The following is a 15,911-nucleotide window of genomic DNA, read 5'->3' on the forward strand; positions in this document are numbered from 1 at the left end:
TCTCGTCGCGATTTATTGCCGAGCGGCCAACGCCAGGGCACTTTGCAGGGTCAGGTTGGCGCCGGTCTCGATGTCTTCCCAGTTTGTCCATTCCGCGGCGGAATGGCTACGCCCCTGCAGGCTCGGCACGAAGATCATGCCCGTGCGGGTGATGCGGCTCATGCTCTGGGTATCGTGGGCTGCACCGCTGGGCATGGTGATGTACTCCAGCCCCATGCGTTCGGCCTGCGCCTCGATGGTCTGCACGACGCCGGGGTCACAACGCACCGGATCGATCTCGGAGAGGACGTCGAACTCGAACATCAGGTCGCGTCGGCGCGCCAGGCTGGACAGGGTGCGCCGGGCCGCATGGGCCAGCGCAGTCAGGACCTTCTCGTCGGTGTCGCGCACCTCGAAGGAGAAGGTCGCCATGCCCGGCACGGTATTCGCCGCCCCCGGTGCCAGCTCCACGCGGCCGATGGTGGCGCGCGAGTTCGGACTGCCGTGCTCCTCGATCAGGCGATTGATCTCGCCGCCGAACTCCGCCAGACCCTGGAAGGGATCGATACGCATGTCCATCGGCGTGGTGCCGGCGTGGTTGGGCTGGCCCTTCAGGCGCACCTCCCACTTGAACAAGCCGGTGATTGCCTCGACCACCCCGACACTGAGGCCGCGCCGGTCCAGCACCGGGCCCTGCTCGATGTGGGTCTCGATGAAGGCATGCAGGCTGTGCGGATCGCGCCGCGCGGCCAGCGCGTCGTCGGCGTTCAGCCCCCAGTTGGCCATGGCCTCGACCAGGGTCACGCCTTCGAGATCACGCGCATGGCTGATGCTCTCCGGGGTGAGCTTGCCGGCCATCGCCTGCGAGCCGAACATGCCGCCGAAGCGGCCCTCCTCGTCGGTGAAGTCGATCACCTCGAGCGGGTACTCGAGGTCGACCGCGTTCTCCTTGGCGGTGCGCAGCACCTCCAGCCCGATCAGCACGCCCAGTGCCCCATCCAGCGGCCCCCCACCGGGCACAGTATCCAGATGCGAGCCCATGGCCACTACAGGCCGCTTGCCGTCGTAGTCGAGGCGCCCGTGCAGGTTGGCGGCACCGTCCTGCCAGACATCCAGGCCGGCGGCCTCGAGGCGCCCGCGAAACCACTCGCGCCCGGCGCGGTCGCCGTCGCTGAATGCGCGACGATGCAGGCCCCGGTCGGCATCGCGGCCGATCTGCGCGAGATCGTTGATGTCCTGCTGCAGGCGCTGCATGTTGATCTTGAGATCCGTCATGGATACCTCCGAAAGCGGGCCCACCCCGGATCACGCGAGAACGTTAGCTCGACACGGATCGGCAGGGCTGGACCAAGTGAATCAGCTGCGCGGACGCCCGCGCAGGATGGCCCCGATCAGGACCAGAAAGACGACTGCGCCCACGGCAAAAAAACCGAAGGCTCGGGCCAGGCTGTGATGCTCCACCGACACCATGGCTTGATCGGCCCAGGTGTCCGGATCGGCATCCGCGGCGCGCAGGCGAAACCGGTAGTCACCATCGGGCAGGCCGCTGATGACCGTGCTGGTATCGCCGCCCTGATAGAGGATGCGCGCATCCGCGTGGTCGGGACCCGGGGCCTGCTCCAGTACCACGGGCCCATCTGCCTCCCACGCCAGGGTGAAGCCGCCATCCGTTGAGCGCTCGGGTGGCGCATCAAACGTGGGCTGCGCACCCGCCGCCAGTGGAAGGCAGAGAAGAAACGGCAGCAGCACGCGAAACAATCGCATCAGGGCCTCCGCGGCAGACGGTTCAGGACTTGCCGTCGAACGGCTGCAGGCCGGCCTTGGGCTCGGTGGTGTTCATCGCCTCGACCAGCAGGTCCAGGCCCTGGTCCAGCTCCACGAGACGTCCCTTCGGCAACGACTGCAGGGCGCGGTTCAGTTCGCCCTGCGGGGCGGCCGGTGCCCTCTCCAGCAGTTCCAGCCCGGCATCGGTGACGTAGAGCCGGACGATGCGCTGGTCCTTTTCCGGGCGCCGGCGCTCGATCAGACCCCGGTGTTCCAGCTTGTCCAGAAGATTGGACGTGGTGGAGGCATGCACTGATAACCGGCGCGACAGGTCGCTGACGTTCAGTCCCGGCGTGCGCTGCAACTCCCACAATGCCCACAGCTGCGAGGCGCTGATGCCGCAGGCGCGCTCCACCGACCGCGAATGCCCCTGCAGGGCGCGGATGATCACGCGCAGCTGGCGGATTACCGACCGCGCGACATCCGGCTCGGCCGGCGCACCGGCAGGGGTGCCGGATTCATCCTGGGGTGCCTGGTGCACGGCTTGGGTGGAGGTCATGAAAACTTCTCGCAATAAATCATTCGTCTATTTATTTTTGTACAAAAATAGTTTTATTGCAACTCGAGGTCGAACTGGCGAAATCGCGCCACGGGCTCTAAACAAGTGAGTTGGGGTACCTGCCCCGGCGAGAAACCCGCCTCCCCGCCGGGTCCGAGACGCGCGACCGAAGGGCCCCGAACCCTCGGGGCCACAAGGAGGAACACGGGGGCGGGTGTGGTGGTCACACCACAGTGCGCCGAGCTCGCGTATCTTGTTTACAACGCATTAGAAACTGCTTATAAACGTTGCCGGCTACGATCAAGACGCACAGACGCACATTCCGTGTCCGCCCAGGATGGCCTCTGGCGACACCCGAACCGCCCGACCAGAGAGGATCGCAATGAAGAAGACGATGAGCTGGACCCTGGCACCCCTTTCCGGTGCCGTTGCCCTGGCCCTGTTTTTGGGCCCGAATGTCGCTGCCGCGGAATACGACAGCATCCAGGTCGGCAACCTGGCGATCGGCGGCGCCCTGCGCGCGAACTACACCGTGGGTGACTATGAAGGAGACCGACGCGATTGGGACAAGGGCGGCGACTTCCTTCTCGATACTGCCCGGATCAACCTTGACTACGAGAATGGGCCCTGGCTCGGCAAGATGGAATACCGTTGGTACAACGATGCCGCCAGTTCCTACAATATGCTGCACACTGGCTGGGTAGGTTATAGGTTCGAAAACGAGAACCAGCTCGAGGTGGGCGTAACCCGAGCACCGTTTGGGCCGGGTGCGTACGGCGTCTCCCAGAGCTGGTTCTTCGACCAGCATTACTACGTTGGTCTTTCCGACAATATGAACCTCGGCGTCAAGTACACCATGCCGATGGGTGACTGGACGTGGGACGTTGGCTACTTCTACTCGGATGCCGGCTCTTACTCTGGCAACAACTCTGATGACAGTGCGCGATACTCTTACGACGTAGTCGACGAAACCGGAACAGGCTTCGAGGAACGAAACCAAGTCAATTTCCGCGGGATTTACAACATCCCCAATACTGAACACGAGGTCGGTTTCTCGGCACAATATGGCGAGCTGAAGAGCAATGGTCCTCAAAGCGACGGCGACATGTTCGCGGTCTCAGGACACGCAGTTAACCGCTTTGGCAACTGGACCCTTGCCAGTCAACTGTCGTACTACAAGTACGACGTAGAAGAGCATGATCTTCTCGATGTAGGCGGGGAGGTCTTCCGAAGTGACAAGCTAGTGCAGTTTGGGGCCTACGACTACTGGAATGAAGTAGCGGCAGAAGCCTGGATTCCAGCGGTCTCGGCCAGTTACTACCACGAGACTCCAAATATTCCGTGGCTGGACTACGTGATCCCGTACGCAGAATACAGCTCCGTAGTGAAGCGCGAGAGCGACTTCAACAACAGCGACCTGCTGGTTCTAGGTGCCGCTTGGGCTCGGGGGAACTGGTACATCTACACCGACCTCGCTTACTCCAACGGCAACGGCTTTGTTGGCGGTGATACCCCTTACGGCGAACAGCTTGGTGCCAATACCACCGACGACTGGGAAACCCGTATCAACATCAACTTCGGGTATTACTTCTAAGGGCGGTCGCGGAAGGTCGTCGCCGGACGGCCTTCGGGCGAAGCCGAGCCCGCACCGAATGGTGCGGGCTTTTTTGTGGCCGCCGAAAGCCACTTGGATCAGGTGCGGTGCGGCTACTCGCGAGCGGACGCCGGCGAGGTGTCTGGTCGGCCGGGCTGGGGCATACGGTCGGGGTTGGCCCAGCGCATCAGGGCGAAGGCGAGCAGGATGGTGGGGATGCCGATCAGGGCGGAGCTGGCGAAGAACCAGACCCAGCCGATGTGTTCGGCCAGCACGCCGGTGAAGCCGGCGAGGAATTGCCCCGGCAGGGTCATGATGGAGCTGAACAGGGCGTACTGGGTGGCGGTGTAGGCGCTGTTGGTCAGACTGGAGAGATAGGCGATGAACACCGAAATCGCCATACCACCCGATAGATTGTCGGCCATGATCGCGAACACCAGCCCATAGGTCTCGGGCCCGAGCGTCGCCAGCCAGGAGAAGGTGAGGTTGGTCAGCGGCGCCAGGATCGCGGTCGCGATCAGCATGCGCATGATGCCGAAGCGCACCACCAGCAATCCGCCCAGGGCCGCACCGGTCAGGGTCATGGCCAGGCCGAAGGCGGCCGCAATATTGGCGATCTCTTCCTTGGTGAATCCGATGTCCAGATAGAACGGGTTGGCCATCACCCCCATGAAGATGTCGCTGATGCGAAAGACCGCGATAAACGCGATAACAACGAGGGCGATGCGGCCGAAACGCTGCCAGAACTCGACAAAGGGGCAGACCACCGCGCCGATGACCCAGGCCTTGAGGTCCCGCCACCAGCCGGTATCCGAGGTGTTGTTGAGGTAATGGACCACGCGATCCTCGAGCCGGGCCGTGGCGGCATCGCGTTTCGCGACCTCGGGCTCGCGCACGATCAACGTGCAGACGACACCTACCAGCATCAGCGCGGCCATGGCGGCATAGGACAGGCTCCAGCTACCGACGGCGGCGATGTGCAGCGCCCCGGCCCCCGCGGTCAGCAGTGCGACGCGATAACCGAACACGTAGGCCGCCGCCATGGCGCCCTGGCGCTCCTGGCTGACGGCCTCGATGCGATAGGCGTCGATGGCGATGTCCTGGGTGGCGGCGCCAAAGGCGGTGAGCACGGCCAGGACCGCAACCAGCCAGAGCTGTTCGACCGGGTCGGTCAAGGCGATGCCGACCAGCCCGAGGATGATCACGGCCTGGGCGAACAGCATCCACGCACGGCGGCGCCCGAATATCCGGGTCAGGAGCGGCAGGGCCAGGCGGTCGACCACCGGCGCCCAGAACACCTTGATGCTGTAGGCCATGCCGACCCAGGACAGGAAGCCGATGGAGGCCAGCTCCACCCCGAGATCGCGCAGCCAGGCGGTGAAGGTGCCGCCGGTCAGCAGCAACGGCAGCCCCGCGGCGAAGCCGAGGAACAGCATCCCGATGACCCGTGGGTGGCGGTAGACCGCCAGGGCCGCGCGCCAGTCGCGGCTCGCGGGACGCTGCGCTTCAGCGACTCCGGTCATGCGCCGACGTTACCGAATGCGAGGAACATGCCCCGATCAGGGCTGGTAGTCATAGTCGATCCAGAACGGCGCGTGGTCGGAGAAGCGATCGTCGGTATGGATGTACGGGTCATGCGCGGTGGCCGCGATGCCCGGCGTGGCGATCTGATAGTCGATGCGCCAGCCCACGTTCTTGGCCCAGGCCTGGCCGCGGTTGGACCACCAGGTGTACTGCTCCGGGCGTTCGTCCAGCCGGCGGAACACGTCCACCATGCCAATCTCGTCGAACAGGTGGTCCAGCCAGGCCCGCTCTTCCGGCAGGAAGCCCGAATTCTTTCGGTTGGACTTGTAGTTGGTCAGGTCAATCTCGCGGTGGGCGATGTTCCAGTCGCCGCAGATGACCCATTCGCGCCCGTCCTGCATGCGCTCGGTCAGCCAGGGCCGGAAGAACTCCAGGAAACGCCACTTGGAATCCTGGCGATGGTCGCCGGAGGAACCCGAGGGCAGGTACAGCGAGACCACCGACAGGTTGCCGAAGCGCATCTCGGCATAGCGGCCCTCGTTGTCCGCCTCCTCGAAGCCGATGCGGGTCACGACCTCGTCCGGCTGGCGGCGGCTGTACAGGGCCACACCGCTGTAGCCGGGCTTCACCGCATCGACATAGACACTGTGGTAACCGGGTGGATGGAAGGGCTCGCCCTGGATCTGATGAATCTGGGCCTTGGTCTCCTGGATGCAGACCACGTCGGCCTCGGTCCCCGGGAGCCAGTCGAAAAAACCCTTGCGGGCGGCGGCACGGATGCCGTTGGCGTTCATCGAGAGTATGCGCATGGCGGGGAACGATACCGGCGCGCGCACGCGCAGGAAAGGGCCTGGCTGCGGAATCCGCGTGTCCCTGTGTCAGAATACGGCGTTTTACGACCGGAGCACCCCGATGACCGCCCACGCCTTCCTGGAATACGCCCTGCAACGCGACGTCCTGCGCTTTGGCGAGTTCACGCTGAAGTCCGGGCGAACCAGTCCGTACTTCTTCAACGCGGGCCTGTTCAACCGCGGCTCCGACCTGGCCCGCCTGGGCGAGTTCTACGCCCGTGCGATCGTGGACTCCGGCATCGAATTCGACCTGGTGTTCGGCCCCGCCTACAAGGGCATCCCGCTGGCGGCGGCGGTCACCGAAGCGCTGTTCCGCGACCACGGCATGGACCGCCCCTGGGCCTTCAACCGCAAGGAGGCGAAGGACCACGGCGAGGGCGGGAACATCGTCGGTGCGCCGCTGCAGGGCCGGGTGCTGATCGTGGACGACGTGATCACCGCCGGCACCGCCATCCGCGAATCGGTGGACCTGATCCGCGCAGCCGGGGCGACGCCAGTGGGCGTGGCGATCGCCCTGGACCGCGAGGAGCGCGGCCGCGGCGAGCGCTCGGCGATCCAGGAGGTCGAAGCCGACCTGGGCCTGCAGGTCATCCGCGTCGCGCGGCTGACCGATCTCGTGACCATGCTGGAGGATACGGGCCGCGCGCCCGAACACCTGGAGGCCCTGCGCGCGTACCGCGCCGAGTACGGCGTTTAGGGGGCGCGTACCGCGGCATCGCCCCCCGTCATTGCGAGGAGCGAAGCGACGAAGCACAAAAGCAGCGAAGCTGCGTTGAACGGCCGCAGGCCGGCCCGCAGGGCGATCGAAGCGAGCAACCTCCCGGAGCTGGCAGGGGCCGGGCCGGGATCGGGCGGTTCCGGACGGGGGTTGCTTCGTCGGCTACGCCTCCTCGCAATGACGGGGGCAGGGGTTTACGCGGGGTGGCGGCATGTGCGCCGATCGGCGCTACAGCAGTTCGGTATCGTCGTGCGAGTAGGCCGGGGAGCAGCTGCAGAGGATGTGCAGCGGCTCCGTGCCAGTATTGAGGATGTTGTGCGGCGTGCCGGGATGGATACAGACGGTGTCACCCACGGCCACCGGGAAGGTCTCCTCACCCAGACGCATCTCGCCCTGCCCGCGGGTCACGTGATAGATCTCCTCGGTGCGGGCATGGCGATGCAGGCGCGTGACAGCACCCGGCTCGACCACCGCCTCGGCCAGGCTCTGGGCCGCATTGCCGTGCACGTCAGGGTGCATCAGCTCGCGAATCTCGGAGCCGTCCTTCGTGTCGTAGGCCGGTGTGTCGCTGTAGCGTGTGTGCATGGCGCGCTCCCTCAGGCCGAGGCCGGCACTTCCTCGAACAGGAGGCTGCGCCCGCCCATTGCAGAGGGCTTGGGCACGCCCATCAGCTCCAGCACGGTCGGGGCCACATCGGCCAGGCCGCCGCCGGTGCGCAGACGCCAGCGCTGCGAGTCGGTAATCATGCACATCACCGGATAGATGGTGTGCTGGGTGTGCGGGGCCCCGGTCACCGGATCCACGTATTCGTCGCAGTTGCCATGGTCCGCGGTGACGATCGCCGAATATTCGAGCTTCTTCGCCGCATCCAGCACCCGCCCGACCTCACGATCCAGGACCTGGACGGCCTCGATCAGGGCCTCGCGCTTGGCCGTATGACCCACCATGTCGCCATTGGCGAAGTTGACCAGGACGAACCCGTAGCGCCCGCTCTCCATCGCCTGGATGGTCTGGTCGGCGACCTCGACCGCGCTCATCTCCGGCTGCTCGTCGTAGGTATCCACCGACGGCGAGGGGACCATCACGCGCTGTTCGCCGGCGTAGGGCTCTTCCTTGCCGCCGTTGAAAAAGAAGGTCACGTGGGCGTACTTCTCGGTCTCCGCACAGTGGAACTGCGGGATGCCGGCGGAGGCGATGGTGCTGCCCAGAGTCGTCGACGGGCGTTCCGGCGGGAACGCGATCGGCGACAGGAAGCGCGGGTCGTACTCGGTCAGGCAGGTCTCGGAGACCGGGTGAAAGTCACCGCGGTCGAAGCCGTCGAAGTCGTCCATGCCCAGGGCCGCGGTCAGCTGACGCGGACGGTCATTACGGAAATTGAACAGCACGCAGACCGCATCCTGCCCCAGCGGCTCGCCACCGTTGATGATGCGCGGGTTGATGAACTCGTCGTCCTCGCCCGCCGCATAGGCCGCCTCGATCGCCTCGCGCGCGGAACCGGCGGCCTCCCCCTCGGCGTAGGCCATCGCGCGGAAGGCCTTTTCCGTGCGCTTCCAGCGCTTGTCACGGTCCATCGCGTAGTAACGCCCGCACACGGTGGCGATGGCGCCGCCAGCGTTCGCCAGCTCTTCCTCCAGCGGATCGAGGTAGTGGAGCGCGGAACGGGGTGCGGTATCGCGGCCGTCGGTGATCATGTGCACCATCGGGCGCGCGCCCTCGCGCTGGCAGATCTCCACCAGGGCGCGCAGGTGGCGGATATGCGAGTGCACACCACCATCGGACACCAGACCGATCAGATGCAACGGCTGGTCCTTCGCGGCCGCGGCGCGCGCAGCACTGACCAGGGCGTCGTTCTCGTAGAAGCTGCCATCGGTGATCGAGTCGTCGATACGCACCAGGTCCTGGTTGATCACGGTGCCCGCACCCAGGGTCAGATGCCCGACCTCGGAGTTGCCCATCTGCCCATCCGGCAGCCCGACGGCGCGACCACAGGCGTCCAGTGTCGTGTGGGTATGAGTGGAGAGGTACTCGTCGAGGCGCGGCGTATCGGCCTCGGCGTAGGCATTGTTCAGCTTGGACGGGTTCACGCCCACCCCGTCCATGATGATCAGCAGGACAGGGCGGCGGGGGGTGGGACGCGGGTGTGCCATCGCGGGATCATTACCTGGGTCAATGGGTTACCCGGGTATTTTAGCAACTTCCGATGCTTGGCGGGGGCGCAGGCCTGCACAAATACGGCCGCCGGCGCGGTGACTCAGCGATCGCGCCCCGTATTGCCATCCTCCTGCGATGCGGCCGCGTCGGGCTGGCCGTCGTCAGCCGGGCGCTCGCCACTCTGGCTTTCGTCCGCCTCGGGCGCCGGATCGGCGGGGGCGTCCGTGGCGAGTGTGCTCGCGGACCCGCGCTGGCGACGCAGTTCGGCCTGCTCTTCCTCGATGCGGTCGAGCTCGGCGTCCATCTCGTCGTCGGTCAACGGCGTGTACCCGGTGCGCGCGGCGGCGCTGGCGCCCCCAGCGGCGGATGCGGCCGCCGTGGACGAAGCGGCCCGCGTGGTGCCGGACGCCTTGCCCGAACCACCCGGGCCACCGCGCGGCGTACCACCGCCGCCACCCGGTCCATCGTCGTCCGGACCATCATCGGCGTCGGCCGCATCGTCACCGCCCGCAGTCGCGCGGCGTTGCGCCTTCTTGCGCTCCATGATGCGCGACAGGATCAGGCCAATCTCGAACAACAGCCACATCGGTAGCGCCAGCAGGGTCTGCGAGATGATGTCCGGCGGGGTCAGCACCATGCCGACCAGAAACACGCCGACGATCACATAGGGGCGCTTCTGCGACAGCTTGGCCGGGGTCGTGGCCCCCATGGAGACCAGCAGGATCGTTGCCACCGGCACCTCGAAGGCAATGCCGAAGGCGATGAACAGCATGATGACGAACGACAGATAGCGCGAGATATCGGTCATCACGGCCACGCCCTCGGGCGCCGTGGCCGTGAAGAACGCGAAAATCAGCGGGAAGACCACGAAGTAGGCGAACGCCATCCCCAGATAGAACAGCGCGGTGGACGACGCCACCAGCGGCAGCGCCATGCTCTTTTCGTGCGAGTAAAGCCCAGGCGCCACGAAGGACCAGACCTGATACAGCAGGTAGGGGATGCTGAGCACCACCGCCAGCAGCAGGGTCAGCTTGAACGGGATCAGGAACGGCGCGGCCACGTCGATCGCGATCATGCTGGTGCCTTCCGGCAGGTGCTGCATCAGCGGGCCGGCCAGCCAGGTGTAGATCGGGTTGGCGAACGGGAACAGGATCAGGAACATCACCAGGATGGCAATGAACATCCTGAGGATGCGGTCGCGCAGCTCGATCAGGTGCGTGAGCAGGGTCTCGGTCGCTTCCGGACTCGGCTCGACCCCCGGTTTGGTCTTGCTCATGAGTGCTTGTCAGGGGTCTGGTCGTTGTGGGTGGTATCCGCTTCGGGATCAGAGGCCTCGCCCCCCCGTGACTCGGCAGGGTCCGGGGTACGCCGTTCGCGCACCGCCGGTTTCGTCCGCTCCGGACGCGGGCCATCGGAGGCGCGCGCCTTTTGCTCGGCGGCCAGCGCCGGGTCGTCGGTCATCAAGTTGCCATCCAGATCGCCCTGGGTGGGCACACGCCGAACCTCGGGCGCATCCGCGTCGTCGGCTGCCTCCGGCGCACCCGGGTCCGAAGCACGCGCCGACGCATCCGGGCTGCGCATGGATGGCTTGTCCCGCACCGCGGGCTTGGCCTTGTTCTCGGCCAGGGCCTTTTGCTCCTTGCCGGAGAGATCCTTGCGGGTCTTCGGCTTGCCCTCGATATCTTCGCGCAGGTCCCGCTCGGTATCCTCGATATCCTCGCGCAGACTGGTCTCGGTCTCGTCCATCATGTTCTTGAGCTGGCGGATCTCGCGATCCTGGCTCTTCAGCATGTTGCGCAGTTCGTCGGTCTGCAGCTCCTGCTCGAAGTCCGATCGCACGCTATGGACGAAACGCCGGGTCTTGCCGACCCAGCGTCCGATTTCGCGCGCAAGCCCGGGCAGACGCTCCGGCCCCACGACCAGAAGCGCCACCAGCACGATGATGATGATTTCCCAGAAGCCGATGTCGAACATGGGCTATCGCTCGAGCCTGGCCACCGCGCAGGGCGCGAGGCTCAGGACTTCTTGTCCGATTGCGAGGCGTCGGAATCCTTTTCGCTGCTCTTCTTCACCTCGGCGTCGACCACCCGGCCTTCGCTGTCGGTCTGGTTCTCGACCTCGCGCGGCTCTTCGTCTTCTTCGCCTTCCTTCTTCTCGGCGTCGGGATCCTTGACCGCCTGGCGGAAGTTTTTCATCGCCGAGCCGATATCCCCACCCATGTTGCGCAGCTTCTTCGTGCCGAACAGCAGCACGACGATGAGCAGGACGATGAGGAGCTGCCAAATGCTGATACCACCAATACCCATGGACTCTGTTCTCCAGTCATACAACTTTGAGGTTAGCCTGAACGGCGCCAGGCCCATAATCAACTCTGGGGCACACCGGCCACTGTGGGCGTTCGTGCTGGAGTCGCTGTTTCTTCGCGGACAGGCGCGCGGTGATTGCAGTGTAGCCGCGCCACATGAACGAACGCTTTACAGCCGGCGACTCAATGCGGCCCCCGGGGAAAGACCGATCAATGTACACGCTACGAGTGGTCGGACCGGCGACCACTGATTTCGCGCGCGGCCTTCTCGGCGACGCCCGACAGACCGAAACGCCGGCCCAGTTCATCGAGGACATCGTCCGGGTGCCGTCCGCGGGCCGCGAGCACCACCAGGGCATGAAACCACAGGTCGGCCATTTCCGACACAAGGGCGTCGGTGTCGTCGTTCTTGGCGGCAATCAGCGTCTCCGCCGATTCCTCGCCCAGTTTCTTGAGCATCTCGTCCAGCCCGCGCGCGTGAAGCTTCGCCACGTAGGACTGCTCCGGGTCGGCCTGGCGACGCTGCTCGATCACCTCGGCGAGCGCGGAAAGCACCTCGGCACCACCCGGACGAGCGGGAGTCGAATCGGTCATTGCGCGGCCACCTCGGCATCGTTCGGCCGCACCGGCACACCGGCCGCCGCCATTGCGTCCTTGGCCTCGCCCACCGTGTGCTGACCAAAGTGAAAGATACTGGCCGCCAGCACGGCATCGGCATGGCCCTCGGTCACGCCCTCCACCAGGTGCTGCAGCTCACCGACCCCGCCCGAAGCAATCACCGGCACGCCGACCGCATCGCTGACCGCGCGGGTCAGGGGCAGGTCGAAGCCGATACGGGTGCCGTCACGATCCATGCTCGTCAGCAGGATCTCGCCGGCCCCCAGGGACTCCATGCGCTGCGCCCACTCGACCACGTCCAGCCCGGTCTCGCGGCGGCCTCCGTGGGTAAAGACCTCCCAGCGCGGTGGTTCATTCCCCGTGCTGACCTGCTTGGCGTCAATCGCGACCACGATGCACTGGCTGCCGACCCAGTCGGCGGCCTCGCGCACCAGCTCGGGCCGGTGCACCGCGGCGGTGTTGATGGAGACCTTGTCGGCCCCGGCGTTCAGCAGGCGGCGGATGTCTTCGACCGCGCGCACGCCACCACCCACAGTCAGCGGGATGAACACCTCGCGCGCGACGGCCTCGACCACGTGCACGATGGTCTCGCGGTCGTCGCTGGAGGCGGTAATGTCGAGGAAGGTGATCTCGTCCGCACCCTGGGTGTTGTAGCGCCGGGCGATCTCCACCGGGTCCCCGGCATCGCGGATGCCGACGAAGTTGACACCCTTGACGACGCGGCCGGCGTCGACATCCAGACAGGGAATGATGCGCTTGGCGAGCATCTCAGGTTGCGAGGGCCTTGCGGGCCTCCTCCAGGGTGAAGGCGCCGTCGTACAAGGCCCGGCCGACGATGGCGCCGGTAATGCCCTCGTCCTCGCGGGCGGCGAGGTTGCGCAGGTCGTCCAGCGAGCTGATGCCGCCGGAGGCGATCACCGGCACGCGCACGTTGCTCGCCAGGCGCGCGGTAGCCTCCACGTTGGGGCCCTTCATCATCCCGTCGCGGGCGATGTCGGTGTAGACGAAGGCCACCACGCCGTCCGCCTCGAAGTGCTGGGCCAGGTCGATCACGTCGTGGTGCGACAGCTTGGACCAGCCATCCACCGCCAGCTTGCCGTCCTTGGCATCCAGCCCGACGATGATACGGCCGGGGAATTCCAGACACAGGTCGTTCACGAAGTGCGGCGCGCTGACCGCGCGGGTACCGATGATCACGTATTCGACCCCGGCATCCAGATAGGCCTGCACCGTGTCCTCGTCGCGCACGCCGCCGCCGATCTGGATCGGCAGGTCGGGGAAGGCCTTGGCGATCGCGTGCACCGCCTTGGCATTGCGCGGCTGACCGGCAAATGCGCCGTCGAGATCCACGATATGCAACCGCTCGGCCCCGGCATCGACCCAGCGCTTCGCCATCTCCACCGGGTCCTCGCCGAACACGGTGGAATCGTCCATGTTCCCCTGGCGCAGGCGAACGCACTTGCCTTCCTTCAGATCGATTGCGGGAATGACCAGCATCTTCGACTCCTCACGACGCCCCGGGACCGTCACCGTCCCAGCGCAGAAAGTTATGCAGCAGACGCAGCCCGCAGGCGGCGCTCTTCTCCGGATGGCACTGCATGGTGAACAACGAGCCCCGCGCCAGTGCCGAGGCAAAGGTCTCGCCATAATCGGTGCGCCCGGCGACATCGGCCTCGCGCTCGGGCTGCACCCGGTAACTATGGACGAAATAAAACCACGGGGTCTCCGGCAGGCCGTGCCACAGGGGATGCTCCTGCGCCGGCAGCACGCGGTTCCAGCCCATGTGCGGGATCTTCAGGCGCCGGCCATCCGGGCCCTGCATGGCGGGAAAGCGCGCGACCCGGCCCGGCAGGATGCCCAGCAGGTCGACGCCGCCGCTCTCCTCGCTGGCGTCCATCAGGATCTGCTGGCCCAGGCACAGGCCCAGGAACGGGCGGTCGGCCGCCAGCTCCGGCAGCAGCCGGTCGAGCCCGCGATTCGACAGCGCCTGCATGGCATCCCCGGCCGCGCCCTGGCCGGGAAACACCAACCGGTCGGCCTCGCGCAACGTCTCGGGGTCGTCGGTCAACAGTACGCGCTGGTCGCCCGCGGCCTCGTGCTCCAGTGCACGCACGACCGAGTGCAGATTCCCCATGCCGTAATCGATGACGGCAACAGTTTCCATGGCCGGGTCTCGTCCGTTGGTCCGTTACAGACTGCCCTTGGTGGACGGCGTGATCCCCGCGGAGCGCGGATCGAACTCCGCCGCCACACGCAGGGCGCGCCCGAAGGCCTTGAAGATGGTCTCGGCGACATGATGCGCGTTGTCGCCACGCAGGCAGTCGATGTGCAGGGTCATCCAGCTGTGGTTGACCAGGCCCTGGAAGAACTCGTGGAACAAGTCCACATCGAATTCGCCGATGTGCGAACGGCGGAAATCCGCGTGCATCTCCAGCCCCGGACGCCCGGAGAAGTCGATGACCACCCGTGAAAGGGCCTCGTCCAGCGGGACATAGGCATGGCCATAGCGGCGGATACCCTTCTTGTCCCCCAGGGCCTTGGCCAGCGCCTGCCCCAGGGTGATCCCGACGTCCTCCACCGTGTGATGGGCATCGATATGCAGATCGCCCTCGGCGCGCACGTCGAGATCCACCAGGCCGTGACGGGCCACCTGGTCCAGCATGTGGTCGAGGAACGGGATGCCGGTCTCGAGATGGCTTTGGCCGGTGCCGTCGAGGTTCAGCTCGACGGCAATCCGGGTCTCCAGGGTGTCGCGGCGGACAGATGCAGTACGTTCAGTCATGTTCCGGTTCGGGCACGGTAAAAGGTCAGTGTAGCAAGGCTGGCCGTCGCCCGGTATGACACAGGGAAACACGGGCCTATTCACGGTAGAACAGCGTCGGGGCGGACAGCGGCCTCACCCCTTCGACGACTACATGCCGGAGGTCAGCTTCGGCCCCACCAGTAACGCCTCGGGCACCACCGCCTGGATCGCCCCCGGCACTTCAGTGCAAAGCCCGGGCCGCGCGGTCAACGAGACCCACAGGGTGTTCAGCTTCAGGTTCAGCTCCACGAACGCGATATCGTCCCCATAGCCGTTCAGCACGCGCTCGATGGCGCGCGCCCGGGCATGGAGTTCGGAGCGCGGACGCTGGCGCAGCCCGGGGATCAGCATCATGAAGTCCGCCAGCCGGCGGCCTTCGGCGTCGCGCCGGGGCAGGCGTTGCCACAGGGGCTGGTGGGGCTCGAGGAGCAGCGCCGGGCGCAGGGCCGGATCGGCTTCACGGGGCGCGGGGATATCCGGGGACATGGCGGTGCGCTCGGCATGGACCTTTCTGGAGTGTAGTCCACGCCAGAGAGACGCTGACCACAGACACCCGATGACCGGACACAAAAAAGGTTCATCGAAGGATACCGGGGAGGTGTTCGACCGCTGAAGGGCATCGTAGTCTCGCGTGGAGCCAGGAAGGACACGGGAGGGAGCGATGCTGGACAAGAAGACGTTGCAGAAGCTGGGCGGCTGGGAAGGCTATCGGCTGGAGCGTGCGGTTTGGCCGGAGGAGGCCGGCGGCACGCTGGAGTTGCACCTGAAGCCGACGCGGCAGTGGATGCACTGCGAACGCTGCGGTCATCGGACCCGGCAGGTGCACGAGACGACGCTGCGGCGGGTCCGGGATCTTCCCCTGTTCGAGTACCGGGTGGTGCTGGTGGTGCCGCGTCGCCGCGTGTGGTGCGAGCACTGCGGCGGTCCCCAGTTGGAGCGGCTGAGCTGGCTGGGGCGCTATCAGCGGCTGACCAACCGGTTGGCGGATGCCTGCAGTCAGTTGTTGCGTTCGGCCAGTATCCAGGCCGTGGCCGTGTTCTATGGC

At 65.9% G+C, this 15,911-nt stretch carries 19 protein-coding genes; 3 read left to right on the forward strand and 16 right to left on the reverse strand.

Annotated elements, in window-relative coordinates:
• Positions 1-12: 12 nt before the first annotated feature.
• From F622_RS0113020 to F622_RS0113030, 3 genes are all read right to left on the reverse strand, one after another.
• Complete coding sequence (locus F622_RS0113020) at positions 13-1,254, reverse strand: Zn-dependent hydrolase (protein WP_018168763.1); 1,242 nt, start codon at positions 1,252-1,254, stop codon at positions 13-15.
• Positions 1,255-1,335: 81 nt separating this feature from the next.
• Positions 1,336-1,743, reverse strand: a complete 408-nt coding sequence (locus F622_RS0113025; protein ID WP_018175905.1) for a hypothetical protein — start codon at positions 1,741-1,743, stop codon at positions 1,336-1,338.
• Positions 1,744-1,765: 22 nt separating this feature from the next.
• Complete coding sequence (locus F622_RS0113030) at positions 1,766-2,302, reverse strand: MarR family winged helix-turn-helix transcriptional regulator (RefSeq protein WP_018168765.1); 537 nt, start codon at positions 2,300-2,302, stop codon at positions 1,766-1,768.
• A 382-nt stretch (positions 2,303-2,684) separates the two neighbouring features.
• Here F622_RS0113030 and F622_RS0113035 point away from each other — a divergent pair, with 382 nt between their 5' ends.
• Positions 2,685-3,896 carry a hypothetical protein gene (locus F622_RS0113035; RefSeq protein ID WP_018168766.1) on the forward strand — a complete coding sequence of 404 codons (1,212 nt, stop codon included), beginning with the start codon at positions 2,685-2,687 and terminating at the stop codon, positions 3,894-3,896.
• A 113-nt stretch (positions 3,897-4,009) separates the two neighbouring features.
• On the opposite strand, the gene F622_RS0113040 is transcribed toward F622_RS0113035, so the two are convergent.
• Both F622_RS0113040 and F622_RS0113045 read right to left on the reverse strand, forming a co-directional pair.
• Positions 4,010-5,419 (reverse strand): AmpG family muropeptide MFS transporter, encoded by a 1,410-nt coding sequence (locus tag F622_RS0113040; RefSeq protein ID WP_018175906.1) that lies wholly within the window; start codon positions 5,417-5,419, stop codon positions 4,010-4,012.
• Between the two features lie 36 nt (positions 5,420-5,455).
• On the reverse strand, positions 5,456-6,229 hold the full coding sequence (locus F622_RS0113045; RefSeq protein WP_255346780.1) for an exodeoxyribonuclease III: 774 nt from the start codon (positions 6,227-6,229) through the stop codon (positions 5,456-5,458).
• A 103-nt stretch (positions 6,230-6,332) separates the two neighbouring features.
• Here F622_RS0113045 and pyrE point away from each other — a divergent pair, with 103 nt between their 5' ends.
• Positions 6,333-6,968, forward strand: coding sequence for an orotate phosphoribosyltransferase (gene pyrE, locus F622_RS0113050; RefSeq protein WP_018144918.1), 636 nt, complete (start codon positions 6,333-6,335; stop codon positions 6,966-6,968).
• A gap of 249 nt (positions 6,969-7,217) precedes the next feature.
• On the opposite strand, the gene F622_RS0113055 is transcribed toward pyrE, so the two are convergent.
• The 11 genes from F622_RS0113055 to F622_RS0113105 form a co-directional block, all read right to left on the reverse strand.
• The gene (locus F622_RS0113055) at positions 7,218-7,574 is read right to left on the reverse strand and encodes a cupin domain-containing protein (RefSeq protein WP_018168770.1); all 357 of its coding nucleotides are present in this window, start codon (positions 7,572-7,574) and stop codon (positions 7,218-7,220) included.
• 11 nt (positions 7,575-7,585) lie between these two features.
• The gene (gene gpmI / locus F622_RS0113060; RefSeq protein WP_018649593.1) at positions 7,586-9,136 is read right to left on the reverse strand and encodes a 2,3-bisphosphoglycerate-independent phosphoglycerate mutase; all 1,551 of its coding nucleotides are present in this window, start codon (positions 9,134-9,136) and stop codon (positions 7,586-7,588) included.
• 104 nt (positions 9,137-9,240) lie between these two features.
• Positions 9,241-10,416, reverse strand: a complete 1,176-nt coding sequence (gene tatC, locus F622_RS0113065; protein ID WP_019563046.1) for a twin-arginine translocase subunit TatC — start codon at positions 10,414-10,416, stop codon at positions 9,241-9,243.
• Positions 10,413-11,114, reverse strand: coding sequence for a Sec-independent protein translocase protein TatB (tatB, locus tag F622_RS0113070; RefSeq protein WP_019563047.1), 702 nt, complete (start codon positions 11,112-11,114; stop codon positions 10,413-10,415). Before tatB ends, tatC begins: the two co-directional genes overlap by 4 nt.
• Positions 11,115-11,155: 41 nt before the next feature.
• Positions 11,156-11,446: a twin-arginine translocase TatA/TatE family subunit gene (gene tatA / locus F622_RS0113075; RefSeq protein ID WP_018144923.1), complete on the reverse strand. Its 291-nt coding sequence runs from the start codon at positions 11,444-11,446 to the stop codon at positions 11,156-11,158.
• Positions 11,447-11,667: 221 nt separating this feature from the next.
• Complete coding sequence (locus tag F622_RS0113080; protein WP_019563048.1) at positions 11,668-12,039, reverse strand: phosphoribosyl-ATP diphosphatase; 372 nt, start codon at positions 12,037-12,039, stop codon at positions 11,668-11,670.
• On the reverse strand, positions 12,036-12,830 hold the full coding sequence (gene hisF / locus F622_RS0113085; protein ID WP_018144925.1) for an imidazole glycerol phosphate synthase subunit HisF: 795 nt from the start codon (positions 12,828-12,830) through the stop codon (positions 12,036-12,038). The genes F622_RS0113080 and hisF overlap by 4 nt, the downstream gene beginning before the upstream one ends.
• Position 12,831: 1 nt before the next feature.
• A complete protein-coding gene (gene hisA, locus F622_RS0113090; RefSeq protein WP_018144926.1) occupies positions 12,832-13,560 on the reverse strand; it encodes a 1-(5-phosphoribosyl)-5-[(5-phosphoribosylamino)methylideneamino]imidazole-4-carboxamide isomerase in 729 nt (242 codons plus the stop codon).
• Between the two features lie 10 nt (positions 13,561-13,570).
• Positions 13,571-14,227 (reverse strand): imidazole glycerol phosphate synthase subunit HisH, encoded by a 657-nt coding sequence (hisH, locus tag F622_RS0113095; protein WP_018175911.1) that lies wholly within the window; start codon positions 14,225-14,227, stop codon positions 13,571-13,573.
• A gap of 24 nt (positions 14,228-14,251) precedes the next feature.
• Positions 14,252-14,845, reverse strand: coding sequence for an imidazoleglycerol-phosphate dehydratase HisB (gene hisB, locus F622_RS0113100; protein WP_018144928.1), 594 nt, complete (start codon positions 14,843-14,845; stop codon positions 14,252-14,254).
• Positions 14,846-14,974: 129 nt separating this feature from the next.
• Positions 14,975-15,352, reverse strand: a complete 378-nt coding sequence (locus F622_RS0113105) for a hypothetical protein (protein ID WP_018938644.1) — start codon at positions 15,350-15,352, stop codon at positions 14,975-14,977.
• Between the two features lie 175 nt (positions 15,353-15,527).
• On the opposite strand from F622_RS0113105, the gene F622_RS0113110 reads away from it, so the two are divergent.
• The coding region (locus F622_RS0113110; RefSeq protein ID WP_019572110.1) for a transposase family protein at positions 15,528-15,911 on the forward strand (384 nt) is incomplete at its 3' end.

The organism is Thioalkalivibrio sp. ALMg3 (genome assembly GCF_000381225.1).
GTDB lineage: Bacteria > Pseudomonadota > Gammaproteobacteria > Ectothiorhodospirales > Ectothiorhodospiraceae > Thioalkalivibrio > Thioalkalivibrio versutus.